Origin of the sequence: Mumia xiangluensis (genome assembly GCF_010994095.1) — a bacterium.
GTDB classification, from domain to species: Bacteria; Actinomycetota; Actinomycetes; order Propionibacteriales; family Nocardioidaceae; genus Mumia; species Mumia xiangluensis.
Map to the genome: position 1 here is coordinate 83,164 of NZ_WJYO01000003.1, position 14,542 is coordinate 97,705.

Genomic DNA, 14,542 nt, shown 5'->3' on the forward strand with positions numbered 1-14,542 from the left:
GTCCTCACCCCGTCCACGTCGTCGGAAGCCCGTGCGGTGGAGCTGAGCCGATCACGGTCGCCTCCCCGAACGGCCAGGTGGTGAGCACCACGTCGTACGGGCCGCCGAGCTCGCCGCTGCTCTCCAGCGTCACCCGGGCGAGGACCCGGTCGGCGCCTGCTCCCTCGGCCAAGGCTGCCAGCCGCGCGTCGATCCGGGAGCGCTCGGCGTCGTCGACGTACATCCACATCACGGAGTGCCAGACCACGGTCGCCGTGCCCTCCGCGAGCTCGAGCCGGTCGAGCCCGTCCGCGGCGCTCGCCCGCTCGACGACCGCCGGGACCTGCTGCGCGACGTCGCACGCTGCGCGCAGCCGGTCGAGCCGCTCCACCATGTCGGGCCAGGTGTACGCCTCGAGCGTGCGTCGGTCCTCGGCGCGCGTCGGGTCGAGCGGAGCCACGTCGAAGCCCACCCGCTCGACCACCTCGAGCGGAGCGTCCACCGCGGGCGTGAGACCGGCCCACGCGCCCGGCATCACCACCGGCGACTCGGGCGGGCCCCACCAGCCTCGTGGCGAGCTGAACCGGAAGTGGTCCGCCCGCAGGTTGAGCCCGGCGCTCGCGCCGATCTCGACCAGCCGGACCGGCAGCGCGAAGCGGTCGGCGACGCGCAGCAGACCGCCGATCAACGCCGCGGACCGCCCGACCTCGTTGGTCTGCGGCACACGGTCGAGCGCAGCGTGGAGGGTGTCGCGACGCTCCTCGAGCACCGCGCGTACGACGGGCCAGGCGGCGGCCTGGTCCCACCGTCCGCCGACGCTCGCGTAGTACGGAGCGAGGCTCGGCGCCTCGCCGTCGAGCACGAGCCGGTGGAGCCCGCCGACCAGGCGGAGGCCGAGCGCCGTCGGCAGCTCAGCGTCGTCGTCGAGCAGGTCACCGAGCACCGCACGGGTCGGTCCGCCCGAGGTGACGTCCTCGGCGAGGGCGGCCAGCAGGCTTGCGTACATCGGCGAGCCGAGCCGGCCGCAGGCGCGTGCCTGCCAGTCCAGGGCCTCGGCCGCGCGTGCGCTCCCCTGCTCGTTCACACCCCTGGCGCGGTCGGCGGCTGGGGCGGCGGCGACGACTGCTGCTGGGGCGTCGACTGCTGCGTCGGGTGGATCAGTCCGGACAGTGCCTGCTGCCCGTCAGCCAGGAGCTTGTGCTCGACCAGGAGCTCGTACCGGGAGGCCACGACCTGGGAGATCGACGTGAAGTCGCGGCGCCCACCGGTGAACGCGTAGCCGATCAGCGCCCAGATCAGGCCGAACACGAGGCCGATGAGGATCGCCGACAGCACCACGGCGAGCCAGCGGCCGGGCTCGGCGAAGATCCCGACGATCAGGCCCAGCAGGAGGCCGAACCACCCGCCGGTCGCGGCGCCGTACCCCGCGACCTTGCCCCAGGTCAGACGCCCCGTCACACGCTCGACCTGCTTCAGGTCGGTGCCCACGATCATGATGTTCTCGACCGGGAATCGCTGGTCCGAGAGATAGTCCACCGCACGCTGCGCGTCCGCGTACTTCTCGAAGTACGCGAGGTGCTGCGGGTACTCCAGCGTGAACCCTTCCCTGCCCTGCTGCTGCACCATCCGAATCCTCCTCGTCGACTGCTGATCACCCTAGTGACTACCGTCGCCCGGCGCCCGGACCGCCACGTTCGCGAGGCACCGCTCTCGGCGTGCGTTCGGGCAGCGGCGACGACAGACTGGCACGGAAGGGTGCCGCACGTGCCGCCGATGGCTGCCCGGGAGGAGGGTCGATGCCGGACGAGACGGTGCTCGTCGTCAACGCCGGTTCGTCGTCGCTGAAGTACGAGCTGCGTGACGCCTCCGGGGGCGCCCGACTCGGGCGCGGGATCATCTCCCGCATCGGCCACGACGGCACAGCGCTGCGCTACCAGGTGTCCGGCGGGTCCGCCGTCGAGCAGCCGCTGCCCGGAGCCTCGTACGCCGATGCGATCGCCGCGATGTTCGGGCGGTTCGACGAGGCGGGTGAACGGCTCGACGGCCTGATCGGCGTCGGTCACCGCGTCGTGCACGGAGGCACGGCCTTCAGCGAGCCGGTGGTGGTCGACGACGACGTCCTCGCGCAGATCGATGCGCTGTCGTCGCTCGCTCCGCTGCACAACCCCGTCGCGGTCGAGTGCCTGCGGCTGATGAAGGAGCGCGACCCGGACCTTCCGCAGGTGGCTGTCTTCGACACCGCGTTCCACGCGACGCTCCCCAGGGAGGCGTACGCGTTCGCGATCCCGGAGGACGTCGCCGAGGCGCACCGGCTGCGGCGGTACGGCTTCCACGGCACGTCGGTGGAGTACGTGACCGGCCGCACCGCGGAGCTGCTAGGCATCGAGGAGGACGACGTCAACCTGATCGTGTGCCACCTCGGCAACGGCGCCTCGATCACCGCCGTCCAAGGCGGTCGCAGCGTCGACACGTCGATGGGGTTCACGCCGCTGTCGGGGCTCGTGATGGGCACCCGCGCGGGTGACTTCGACGCCTCCGCGGTGCTCTACCTCCTGGACGAGGCCGGGATGTCGACGAAAGACGTCGCCGAGCTCCTCGAACGCCGTAGCGGCCTGCTCGGGATGACCGGCGACTCCGACATGGCGACGGTCCGCGACCATGCCGCAGCCGGCGACGAGGCAGCGCAGCGGGCGGTGCAGCTCGCGGCGTACCGCGTCCGTCACTACGTCGGCGCCTACCTCGCGCTCGTCCCCGGCGTCCACGCGCTCGTGTTCACCGGCGGCATCGGCGAGAACGACGCCGCCTTCCGGGCCGCGGTCTGTGGCCCGCTCGTCCATCTCGGCATCGAGATCGACCCACGCCGCAACGCGCTCGCCGTCGACGACAGCGTCGTGGTCGGCGACGGCCCGATCCCGGTGGCCGTCGTCCCGACCGACGAGGAAGCCGAGATCGCCCACCACACCGTCACTCTCGTCCGCGGCAGATCGCCGTCCGCGGACCACGTGGCCGACCACTCCCAGACCTGAGGAGAGCTCCATGACAGCGACGACCACCTCCACGCTCGCGAACCCGACCGACGACGAGGTCGCTGCTCTCGACGCGTGGTTCCGGGCAGCGAACTACCTCACCGTCGCCCAGATCTACCTCAAGAGCGACACGCTGCTCGAACGCCCGCTCTCGGCCGACGACATCAAGCCGCGACTCCTCGGCCACTGGGGCACCGGCCCCGGTCAGGCGTTCGTGTACGCCCACGTGTCGCGGCTGATCCGGCACACCGGGCAGCGGGCGATCTACTTCTCCGGCCCCGGGCACGGTGGGCCGACGCTGGTCGCCGCCGGGTGGCTCGAGGGCACGTACTCCGAGGTCTACCCGGACGTGACGCGCGACGCCGAGGGCATCACCCGGCTCTGCCGCCAGTTCTCCTCGCCGGGCGGCATCCCGAGCCACGTCTCGGTGACGACCCCGGGCTCCATCCACGAGGGCGGTGAGCTCGGCTACGCCCTGATCCACGCCTTCGGATCGGTCTTCGACAACCCCGACCTGCTCTCGATCTGCGTGGTCGGCGACGGCGAGGCAGAGACCGGCCCCCTCGAGGGCTCGTGGAAGGGCATCTCGTTCGTCAACCCCGAGCGTGACGGCGCCGTCCTGCCGATCCTGCACCTGAACGGCGCCAAGATCGCCGGCCCGACGGTGCTCGCCCGGAAGGACCCCGCGGAGGTGCGCGCCCTGTTCACCGGCCACGGGTACGACGTCCTGGAGATCGAGGGCGACGACCTTCCCGGGATGCACCACCGCTTCGCCGCGGTGCTCGCCGAGGCGTACGAGAAGATCCACGCGATCCAGACCGCGGCGCGCGACGGCAGCTGGGACGGCGCGATGCCGAAGTGGCCGATGATCGTCATGCGCACCCCGAAGGGATGGACCGGTCCCGAGGAGGTCGACGGCGTCCGCGTCACCGGCACGTGGCGCGCGCACCAGGTCCCGCTGTCGGGAGTCCGCGAGAACCCCGAGCACCTCGCGATCCTCGAGTCGTGGATGAAGTCGTACGGGCCCGACGAGCTGTTCCCCGGCGGCGTCCCGTCGGAGCTGATCGACGCCAACAACCCCGAGGGCGACCTCCGGATGAGCGCGAACCCCATGGCCAACGGCGGTGTGCTGACCGAGGAGCTCACGATCCGCCCGTTCCGCGACTACGCGGTCGAGGTGATCAACCCGGCCGGCGAACGCCTCGAGTCGACGCGGCTCCTGGGCGCGATGATGGCCGACCTCTATCGCGACAACCCGCACAACTTCCGGCTCTACTGCCCGGACGAGACCAACAGCAACCGCCTGGGCGCCGTGTTCGACGTCTCCGACCGTGCGTTCATGGAGCGGGTGACGCCCGACGACGTGAAGCTGTCGCGTGACGGCAGGGTCATGGAGGTGCTGAGCGAGCACAACTGCCACGGCTGGCTGGAGGCGTACAACCTGACGGGCCGGCACGGCCTGTTCGCGACGTACGAGTCGTTCGCGATGGTGAGCGCGTCCATGACCGTGCAGCACGCCAAATGGCTGGAGGAGGCCAACCACCTGCCGTGGCGGGCGAAGATCCCGAGCCTCAACATCCTGCTGACGTCGACCACGTGGCGCAACGACCACAACGGCTTCTCCCACCAGGGCCCGGGACTGATCAACGTGGTCCTCAACATGCGGTCGGCCGTGTCGCGGGTCTACCTGCCGCCGGACGCCAACTGCCTGCTGTCGGTCGCGGACCACTGCTTCCGGTCGAAGTCGTACGTGAACCTCATCGTCATCGACAAGCAGCCGCACCTGCAGTACCTCACGATCGACGAGGCCGCCGTGCACTGCGAGAAGGGCGCCGGCATCTGGGACTGGGCGGGCAACGAGGAGGGCTCGGGGAAGGAGCCCGACATCGTGATGGCGTGCGCCGGCGACGTGCCGACGGCGGAGACGATCGCCGCGGCGCAGCTGCTCAAGGAGTGGGTGCCCGACCTGACCGTCCGGGTCGTCAACGTCGTCGACCTGATGACGCTGCCGCGCCAGAAGGACCACCCGCACGGGATGTCGGAGGCCGAGTTCAGCGCGCTCTTCACCGACGACGTTGACGTGCTGTTCGCGTTCCACGGCTACCACGGCGCGATCCACAAGCTCGTCCACGGACGCCCTCGCGCCGACCGTTTCCACGTCCGCGGGTTCATCGAGCAGGGCACCACGACGACACCGTTCGACATGACGGTCCTCAACGAGACGTCGCGCTACCAGCTCGTCGCGGACGTCCTCAACAACACGCGAGCGACTCCGGCCGGCGCTCAGGAGCTGCGCGAGCACTGCCAGCAGATGCTCGACCGGCACCACTCCTACATCCGGGAGCACCTGGAAGACATGCCGGAGGTGAAGGACTGGGTGCTGAACCCGGCGACCTGAGCCGCGTACCCAGCTCCCGAGGCCCTTCGCGCACCCCGAGCGGTGAGCCTGGTCCCACCCGAGCCCCTTCGCGCACCCCGAGCGGTGAGCCTGGTCCCACCCGAGCCCCTTCGCGCACCCGAGCGGTGAGCCTGGTCCCACCCGAGCCCCTTCGCGTGGGACCAGCCTCACCGCCGGGGGCGCCGGATTTCGGTCACGTCCGTTCGTGTGACGCAGATGTAACACACCGCACGTAGCCTCCCGGGATGGGCACCCAGGCACGGGAGAACCTCACTGCGTTCATCGCCGCCTGCGAGTACCGCCGCATCCCGACCGAGGACGTCTACGCGCGGGTGCAGACCACGCAGGGGCGGCTCCTCACCTACACGGCGTCGCGCAAACCCGTCACGGTCGGCTGGATCCTGCCGGTGCCGGTGCCGGTGGAGGACGCGACCCACGCGCTGGTGCTGCCGGTGGGGCTGGTCTACGGGGCGACGACCGTACGGCGCAAGGGCGGCCGCAGCAGTGCTGCACCCGCCGAGGTGTGGGCGAAGCTGGAGACGTGGTGGCGTCCGGCGTCGGAGCACGACCACGGGCTCGCGCAGGCGATGTACGACCTGGTCGTGGAGTGGGACCGTCTCCGAGTGACGTGACGGAGCAGGTGGTGCGTCGTCACACGCGCCGGTGCAGGAGGAGCGGGAGCACCGCCGAGGCACCGGCGTCACGCAGTGCCGCGCCGACGACCGTGAGCGGCCACTGCGACGAGGACGCATCGGCGACGAGCAACACCGTACGGCCGGCCACCGCGGACCGCGTCTGGGCCGGCACCGTCACCGAGTCGCGCCACAGCGCCGCCTCGTCCGCCGACGTGAGGTCACGGACGTCGGGGCCGGTGCGGGGCGCGAGCTCGAGATCGGCACGGTCGAGCCGTCCGACCGTGGCGAGGTGGTCGGCGACGCTGCCGACGAGCGTGCCGAAACCCGCTGCCGGGAGCGCGACCGCCACCTCCGGTCGGCTCCGCCACTGGGACTTCCACCGCGCGAGCACCTGGACGGACGCGTCGAGCACCTCCTGCGGCGCGGGAGCGTCGGCGGCGAACATGGTGTGCACGGCCTCGCGCCACTCGGGCGCGTCGGCGTGCACGATCGCCCGACCGGGCTCGACGGCACGGTCGGGAGGAATGCGGCCACGCGTGCCGAACGCTCCCCCGGGCCACATCTTGCGCGGCTCGAGCAGGTGGTCCTCGCCGCGCAGGACGCCCGCCACCGCGCGTACGGTGTCGGGCGTGGGAGCGGCGGCGAGTCCGTCGGGCAGCGTGCCGCGGCACACCGAGCAGCGCCCGCACGGCGCGGCCTCCGGATCGTCGAGGGACTCCTGCAGCAGCTGCATGAGGCACCGCTCGCCGCGGGTGTAGGCGCGCATGATGTCGGCCTCGCGGCGCCGCACGGCCACGACTCCGTCGTAGTGCGCGGCGTCGTACGTCCAAGGAGTGCCCGTCAGGATCCACCCGCGGTCGACACGCTCCGTCACGCCGTCGACGGCGAGCTGCTTGAGCATCAGCTCGACGCGGCCGCGCCGCAGGCCCGTCTCGGCCTCCAGGCTGACCACGGTCGCGGGCGCGTCCGGGGTCGCGTCGCCCATCGCCGCGAGCATCCGCTCGACCTGGTCGGCCTTCGGGATCGTCGCGGTTGCGAAGTAGTCCCAGACACCGTCATCGGCACCGGACGGAAGCAGCACCGCGTGGGCATGGTCGATCGCACGCCCCGCACGCCCGACCTGCTGGTAGTAGGAGACCGGCGACGGCGGCGCACCCACGTGCACGACGAAGCCGAGGTCGGGCTTGTCGTAGCCCATCCCGAGCGCCGACGTCGCGACCAGCGCCTTGACGTGGTTGTCGCGGAGCGCATCCTCGAGGCGCTCACGTTCTGCGGCCTCGAGCTGGCCGGTGTAGGCGGCGACCGGCACCGACGGGCCGTGCACCGCCTGGATGGCCGCGGTCAGCCGATGAGCGTCGGCCACCGTGAGCGCGTACACGATGCCGGAGCCCGGCAGCGTCGGCAGGTGGTCGACCACCCACGCGTACCGCTCGAGCGGCGAGAGCCGGTCGACGACCGACAGCTCCAGGCTCGAACGTGCGAGCGGACCGCGGAGCACGAGCGTCTCGTCGCCGAGCTCTCCGGACTGCTTGCTCCGCAGCTGAGCGGCCACGTCGTCGGTCACGCGGGCGTTGGCGGTCGCCGTCGTCGCGAGGACCGGCGTGTCGGGGTTGAGCTGCTGCAGGACGTCGGAGACCCGACGGTAGTCGGGCCGGAAGTCGTGCCCCCAGTCGGACACGGCGTGGGCCTCGTCGACGACCAGGAGGCCGATGCGGCCGGCCAGCGCGTCGAGGACCCGGCGACCGAAGCCCGGGTTGGCGAGCCGCTCCGGCGACACCAGGAGCACGTCGACCTCGCCGTCGCGCAGTGCACCCTCGATGCGCGACCACTCCTCGATGTTGGAGGAGTTCAGGGTCTCGGCCCGCAGGCCCGCCCGCGCTGCGGCCGCGACCTGGTCGCGCATCAGCGACAGCAACGGCGAGACGACGAGGGTCGTGCCGTGGCCCTCGTCGCGACGGATCGCGGTCGCCGCCCAGTAGACCGCCGACTTGCCCCACCCGGTTGCCTGGACGACGAGGACGCGCGCCCGCGGCTCGGACAGGGCCGCGACGGCGGTGACCTGGTCGGGGCGCAGCGTCGCCCCCGGGCCGGCGAGCGCACCGATGACCCGGTCAGCGACGGCGGCACGGGACGGCGAGAGCGTGGCAGCTGCGGCGGGGGGCATGGCGTCCACCGTACGCATCCACGCCGACACGCGTCGTACGGCATCCACAGGCTCCGGCCGGCGGCGTTTGCCACGCTCCCCACGCAAATGCCTCTGGTGCACCGCAGATTCACGGTGCACCAGAGGCATTTGCGGTGCGGGCGTGGCAAACGCCCGAGCGGGGTCAGCGGAGCTTGTAGTCCTTCAGCAGGCTGCGCCCGATGATCATCTTCTGGATGTCGCTCGTGCCCTCGCCGATCAGCATGAACGCCGCCTCGCGGTAGAGCCGCTCGATCTCGTACTCCTTGGAGTAGCCGTAGCCGCCGTGGATGCGGAACGACGCCTCGACGACCTCGTTGCAGTACTCCGAGGCGACCATCTTGGCCATGCCGGCCTCCACGTCGTTGCGCTCGCCGGCGTCCTTCTTGCGCGCGGCCCGCACGACCATCGCGTGCGCGGTCTCGACCTTGGTCCCCATCTCCGCGAGGCGGAACAGGATCGCCTGGTGCTGCGCGATCGGCTTGCCGAAGGTCTCGCGCTGCTGCGCGTACGCGATGCCGAGCTCGAAGGCACGGTTCGCGATGCCGACCGCACGGGCGCCGACGTTGACGCGGCCGACCTCGACCCCGTCCATCATCTGGTAGAAGCCCTTGCCCGGCTCGCCACCAAGGATCTGCTCGGCCGAGATCTGGTGCTTGTCCAGGATCATCTCGGTCGTGTCGATGCCCTTGTAGCCCATCTTGTCGATCTTGCCCGGGACGGTGATGCCCTGGGCCGTCTCGCCGAACCCCGGCTCCTTCTCGACCAGGAACGTCGTCATGTTCCGGTAGACGGAGTCGGCACCCTCGTCGGTCTTGGTGAGCACCGCGACCAGGTTCGACGAACCACCGTTGGTGAGCCACATCTTCTGACCGGTGATGCTGTACGACCCGTCGTCCTGCTTCGTCGCCTTCGTCGCGACCGCCGACACGTCCGAGCCCAGCGACGGCTCCGACATCGAGAACGCACCGCGCACCTCGCCGGTGGCCATCCGCGGGAGGTACTTCTGCTTCTGCTCCTCCGTGCCGTGCTGCACCAGCATGTAGGCGACGATGAAGTGCGTGTTGATGACGCCCGAGACGCTCATCCACCCGCGCGCGATCTCCTCGACCACCAGCGCGTACGTCAGCAGCGACTCACCGAGGCCGCCGTACTCCTCGGGGATCGTCAGCCCGAACAGGCCGAGCTCCTTGAGGCCGTCGACGATGGCCTGCGGGTACTCGTCCTTGTGCTCCAGCTCGGTCGCGACCGGGATGATCTCCTTGTCCACGAACTCGCGGACGGTCTTGAGGATCTCCTGCTGGATGTCGGTCAGTCCGTCGGTGGTGACCAGGCGGCCCATGCTCTTCTCTCTTCTCTGATCGGTGCGCTCGTACGACGGCAGCTGAGGTTGTCAGCCGACCTCACTCGGTCGGCGGCTCCCACGTCGAGCTGCGCTGCATGCCGGCGGCGCGGCCCTTGGCCGAGATCACGAGCGCCATCTTGCGAGAGGCCTCGTCGATCATCTCGTCGCCGAGCATCGCCGAGCCCTTCTTGCCGCCGGCCTCGGACGTGAACCAGTCGTACGCGTCGAGGATGTTCTCGGCGTGGTCGTAGTCCTCCTGGCGGGGGCTGAAGACCTCGTTGGCGACGTCGACCTGGCCGGGGTGCAGGACCCACTTGCCGTCGAAGCCGAGGGCCGCCGAGCGCGAGGCGACGCGGTTGTAGCCGTCGGTGTCGCGGATCTGGAGGTACGGGCCGTCGATGGCCTGCTTGTCGTACGCGCGTGCCGCCATGAGGATGCTCATGAGGATGTGGTGGTAGGCGTCGCCGACGTCGTAGCCCGGGGGCTGCTCGCCCACGACGAGCGACTTCATGTTGATGCTCGCCATGAAGTCGGCGGGGCCGAAGATGATGGTCTCGACGCGCGGCGACGCGGCAGCGATCGCGTTGACGTTGGTCAGGCCGAGGGCGTTCTCGATCTGCGCCTCGATGCCGATGCGGCCGACCTCGTAGCCCATCGTCTTCTCGATCTGGGTGAGGAGGACGTCGAGCGCGATGACCTGCTCGGCGGTCTGGACCTTCGGGAGCATGATGCAGTCGAGGTTGGCGCCGGCGCCCTCGACGACCTCGATCACGTCGCGGTAGGTCCACTGGGTCGTCCAGTCGTTGACGCGGACCACGCGGACCTTGTCGCCCCAGCCGCCCTCGTTGAGCGCCGCGACGATGTTCTTGCGGGCGTCCGGCTTGGCAAGCGGCGCGACTGCGTCCTCGATGTCGAGGAAGACCTGGTCTGCGGGCAGGCCCTTGGCCTTCTCCAGGAAGCGCGGGTTCGAGCCGGGCACGGCGAGGCACGAGCGGCGCGAACGCAGGGACTTGTTCTCTTGGGACACAGCAGACACGGGTCACCTCGGTGCTACGGGGACGGGATCAGGCCTGACTGTACCTACGAGTAGTGTTAACGACTAGTAACAGCGAGGTCAGTGTGACCTGCTTCTCACGCCCCGCGACTCAGTCGGAGTCGGGCACCTCGCTCGGCCGCGGGGGCCTGCGCGTGACGACGACGGCGAGCCCTCCCAGGATCAGCGCGAGCCCTGCATAGACCCCCACGCCAGGCGCCTGACCGAGCATCGCGGTCGCGAGCAGCGCCGCTCCCGGGACCTCGATCAAGAGGATCAGCGACACCAGCATCGGGCTCATCACCGCGAGGAGATGGTTGATGAGTGAGTGCCCGAGAAGCTGCGCGGTGACCGTCACCGCCAGGATGCCCGCCCACGCCTGGGCGCTGAAGCCGACCAGCGGTACGCCGCCGACCAGGCACCCGATCAACAGGATCACCGCGCAGGAGCCGTAGCAGAGGAACGTGTACGTGGTCGTGGACAGCGACTCCCGCGCCCGCGCCCCGGTGATGGTGTAGATCGCCGCCGTCAGCCCGCCGACGAGCGCGAGCAGGTCGCCGATCAGCGCGTCGCGCGACAGCGTCAGGTCCACCCCGGTGATGACGAGGACCCCGCTGAACGCCAGCCCGACACCGAGCAGGACCGCCGGCGCGATCGCCTTCCCGCGCAGCCGGTCGATGAGGGCGATCCAGCCCACCTGCATCGACACGAGCGCGATGGCAGCGGCGACCGACGTCAGCTTGAGCGCGGTCACCCAGGTCGCGAAGTGGGCGGCCAGCGCTGCCCCCGCGAACAGACACGTACGCACGTCGGCGCGGGTCATCGTCCGGAGCTCGCGCCGGTTGCGCGTGGTGAGGACGGCCGGCAGCAGGACGGCCTCGGCGAGGGCGTTGCGCCAGAACGCGATCGCGAGCGCCGGTGCCGGTGTCCCCGCCATCAGCGGACCCGACAGGGACACGCCGAGCACGGCGACGGCGGCGAGGAGGACGTTCACCTCGGCAGTATGCGCTGCGGCGTACGGCCCCCGGTCGACGACCACCGCCCCGTGGCTGGGGACGCCTATGCTGTCGCTCATGGAGCCTGTCGAGCCTGTCGCCGACTTCGATGCCCTGTTCCGCCGAGCCTTCGTGGCGGAGGTCGCCAAGAAGTCGGGGCTGCTCTGGATCCTGTACGCCGGCACCTGGCACCCCGTCTGGCACGTGTGGCACGGAGACGCCGTCTGCGTCGTCGCCGGTGGTGACGAGCAGCCGCTGCCGGGGATCAGTGGCGAGCGCGAGGTCGTGCTCGACCTCCGCGCGAAGTCGACCCGCGCCCAGGTCGCGAAGGTCCGGGCCGACGTCGAGGTCATCAGCCCCGACCACCCGGACTGGGACGACATCACGGCCGCGCTCGCCGCCGACCGCCTCAACCTGTTCGAGGCGGACGAGGCTGCCGCGCGGTGGGCCCGCGAGTGCGTCGTCGTCCGGCTGCGGCCGACCGACCTCCTCGCCTCGCCAGGCGGAGGGCTCGGCGACTCGGACCAGCGCGAACGTCCGTTGGAGTCGCCCGCCCGGACCGTACGCGCCAGGCCGTTCTCCTTGCACCGGCAGCGCCGCGCGCCCCGGCTGTCCGAGCCGACGGACTCATGACCGACCCCGAGCTGGAGGTCGGCCGTCCGAAGAAGGCTGCCGCAGGCGTCACGGGTGTCGCCGTCGCGCTGGACCGCGCCGTCCGGGCGATGGGACCCGTGCGCGCGACGAAGACGCTCCGTCAGCTCAACCAGGTCGGCGGGTTCGACTGCCCGAGCTGCGCCTGGCCGGATCCCGAGCACCGGTCGGTCGCGGAGTTCTGCGAGAACGGCGCCAAGGCCGTCGCGGAGGAGGCGACCCGCCGTCGCGCGACGCCCGACCTGTTCGCGTCGCACTCGATCGCCGCGCTGGCCGCCCACGACGAGATGTGGCTCGGCCAGCAGGGTCGCCTCACGCATCCGATGGTGAAACGACCTGGAGCGACGCACTACGAGCCGATCGGCTGGCACGACGCGTTCGACCTGATCGCAGAGCATCTCGCCGCGCTCGACTCGCCCGACGAGGCGGCGTTCTACACCTCGGGCCGCGCCTCGAACGAGGCCGCCTACTCCTATCAGCTGTTCGCCCGCGCCTTCGGCACCAACAACCTGCCGGACTGCTCGAACATGTGCCACGAGTCCACCGGCGTAGCGCTGCAGGAGACGATCGGCATCGGCAAGGGCAGCGTCCAGCTGCACGACCTGTACGACGCGGAGCTGATCGTGGTCGCGGGACAGAACCCCGGGACCAACCATCCCCGCATGTTGAGCGCGCTCGAGACCGCCAAGCGCCGCGGGGCCAGGATCCTCGTGATCAACCCGCTGCGCGAGACCGGCCTGGTCGCGTTCAAGAACCCGCAGAAGGCCCGGGGGGTCGTCGGGTCCGGCACCCCGTTGGCGGACCTCCACCTCCCGGTGCGCGTCAACGGCGATCTCGCGCTGCTGCAGGCGATCGGGTCGCTGCTGGTCGAGTGGGACGCGATCGACCACGACTTCGTCGCGCGGCACACTCGTGGTTACCCCGCCTGGGCCGCCCACGTCGCGGCCGTCGACTGGGCGGTGGTCGAGTCGGCGACCGGTCTGACGCGGGGCCAGATCACCGAGGCCGCCGAGATGCTGCGGGGCTCGAAGGCGACGATCTGGTGCTGGGCGATGGGCCTCACCCAGCACCGCAACGCGGTCGCCACGATCAAGGAGGTCGTCAACCTCGCGCTCGTCCGCGGCGACATCGGCCGGCGCGGGGCGGGGCTGTGCCCGGTACGCGGCCACTCGAACGTGCAGGGCGACCGGTCGATGGGGATCTGGGAGCGCCCTCCGCAGCACTTCCTCGACACGCTCGCGCGCGAGTACGCGTTCGAGCCACCGCGCGAGCACGGCTACGACACGGTCGATGCGATCCGGGCGATGCGCGACGGTCGCGTGAAGGTGTTCATGGCGCTCGGGGGCAACTTCGTCCAGGCAGCGCCCGACACCGGCGTGACCGCGGACGCGCTGCGGCGTACGGACCTCACCGTGCAGGTGTCCACCAAGCTCAACCGCTCGCACCTGGTCTGCGGTCGCACCGCGCTCATCCTCCCCACCCTCGGCCGCACCGAGATCGACCGCCGTCCGTCCGGTGAGCAGCACGTGACCGTCGAGGACTCGATGTCAGTCGTCCACGCGTCGCGCGGAAGCCTCGAGCCGGCGGGCGAGATGCTGCTGTCGGAGACGGCGATCGTGTGCCACGTCGCGGAGCACACGCTGGCGCGTCGCCCCGGCGCGCCGCAGATCGACTGGGCGGCGATGCGCGACGACTACACCGTCGTACGCCGCCACATCGCGCGGGTCGTGCCCGGGTGCGCCGGGTACGAGGCGAACACCGACCGGCAGGGCGGCTTCGTGATGCCGCACCCGCCCCGGGACTCGCTGACGTTCCCGACACCGGCGGGCGCGGCCGTGCTCACCGTCTCTCCGATCGACGTGCTCCAGGTGCCGGACGGGCACCTCCTCCTTCAGACGCTGCGCAGCCACGACCAGTTCAACACCACCATCTACGGGCTGTCCGACCGCTACCGCGGGATCGAGGGCGGGCGCCACGTCGTCTTCGTCCACCGCGAGGACATCGCGACACTCGGGTACGACGACGGTGACGTGGTCGACCTGGTGTCGGTGGCCGAGGACGGCTCCGAACGGCGCGCGCCGGCGTTCCGGGTCGTCGCCTACGACGTGCCTCGCGGGACGGCCGCCGCGTACTACCCGGAGACCAACCCGCTGGTACCGCTGGACTCGGTCGCGGTGGGGTCGAACACCCCGACGTCGAAGTCGGTCGTGGTGCGGCTGGAGCGCCGCTAGACCCCAGCGAGATCGTTGAAACCCATACCACATGACCGCGATGCGAGGGATGGACCTTTCATCGGTT

At 70.8% G+C, this 14,542-nt stretch carries 11 protein-coding genes; 5 read left to right on the forward strand and 6 right to left on the reverse strand.

Annotation, left to right across the window (positions count from 1 at the left end):
- Positions 1–4: 4 nt before the first annotated feature.
- Both GH747_RS10730 and GH747_RS10735 read right to left on the reverse strand, forming a co-directional pair.
- A complete protein-coding gene (locus GH747_RS10730) occupies positions 5–1,063 on the reverse strand; it encodes a DUF2332 domain-containing protein (RefSeq protein ID WP_228552880.1) in 1,059 nt (352 codons plus the stop codon).
- The gene (locus GH747_RS10735) at positions 1,060–1,605 is read right to left on the reverse strand and encodes a YflT domain-containing protein (protein WP_149769602.1); all 546 of its coding nucleotides are present in this window, start codon (positions 1,603–1,605) and stop codon (positions 1,060–1,062) included. The genes GH747_RS10730 and GH747_RS10735 overlap by 4 nt, the downstream gene beginning before the upstream one ends.
- 170 nt (positions 1,606–1,775) lie before the next feature.
- On the opposite strand from GH747_RS10735, the gene GH747_RS10740 reads away from it, so the two are divergent.
- From GH747_RS10740 to GH747_RS10750, 3 genes are all read left to right on the forward strand, one after another.
- Entirely contained in the window at positions 1,776–3,005 is a 1,230-nt protein-coding gene (locus GH747_RS10740; RefSeq protein ID WP_149769603.1) for an acetate/propionate family kinase, read from the forward strand.
- Between the two features lie 10 nt (positions 3,006–3,015).
- Positions 3,016–5,403 (forward strand): phosphoketolase family protein, encoded by a 2,388-nt coding sequence (locus GH747_RS10745; protein WP_149769604.1) that lies wholly within the window; start codon positions 3,016–3,018, stop codon positions 5,401–5,403.
- A 245-nt stretch (positions 5,404–5,648) separates the two neighbouring features.
- On the forward strand, positions 5,649–6,035 hold the full coding sequence (locus GH747_RS10750) for a hypothetical protein (RefSeq protein ID WP_149769605.1): 387 nt from the start codon (positions 5,649–5,651) through the stop codon (positions 6,033–6,035).
- A 19-nt stretch (positions 6,036–6,054) separates the two neighbouring features.
- On the opposite strand, the gene GH747_RS10755 is transcribed toward GH747_RS10750, so the two are convergent.
- From GH747_RS10755 to GH747_RS10770, 4 genes are all read right to left on the reverse strand, one after another.
- Positions 6,055–8,202: a RecQ family ATP-dependent DNA helicase gene (locus tag GH747_RS10755; protein WP_149769606.1), complete on the reverse strand. Its 2,148-nt coding sequence runs from the start codon at positions 8,200–8,202 to the stop codon at positions 6,055–6,057.
- A gap of 163 nt (positions 8,203–8,365) precedes the next feature.
- Complete coding sequence (locus GH747_RS10760; protein ID WP_149769607.1) at positions 8,366–9,562, reverse strand: acyl-CoA dehydrogenase family protein; 1,197 nt, start codon at positions 9,560–9,562, stop codon at positions 8,366–8,368.
- 61 nt (positions 9,563–9,623) lie between these two features.
- Positions 9,624–10,601: an HpcH/HpaI aldolase/citrate lyase family protein gene (locus GH747_RS10765; RefSeq protein WP_228552881.1), complete on the reverse strand. Its 978-nt coding sequence runs from the start codon at positions 10,599–10,601 to the stop codon at positions 9,624–9,626.
- A gap of 109 nt (positions 10,602–10,710) precedes the next feature.
- Positions 10,711–11,673, reverse strand: coding sequence for a DMT family transporter (locus tag GH747_RS10770; protein ID WP_205602896.1), 963 nt, complete (start codon positions 11,671–11,673; stop codon positions 10,711–10,713).
- Between GH747_RS10770 and GH747_RS10775 the strand changes: the two genes are divergently transcribed.
- Both GH747_RS10775 and GH747_RS10780 read left to right on the forward strand, forming a co-directional pair.
- Positions 11,672–12,226 (forward strand): hypothetical protein, encoded by a 555-nt coding sequence (locus GH747_RS10775; protein WP_149769608.1) that lies wholly within the window; start codon positions 11,672–11,674, stop codon positions 12,224–12,226. The genes GH747_RS10770 and GH747_RS10775 overlap by 2 nt on opposite strands.
- Positions 12,223–14,475, forward strand: coding sequence for an FdhF/YdeP family oxidoreductase (locus GH747_RS10780; protein WP_149769609.1), 2,253 nt, complete (start codon positions 12,223–12,225; stop codon positions 14,473–14,475). The genes GH747_RS10775 and GH747_RS10780 overlap by 4 nt, the downstream gene beginning before the upstream one ends.
- Positions 14,476–14,542 lie beyond the last annotated feature (67 nt).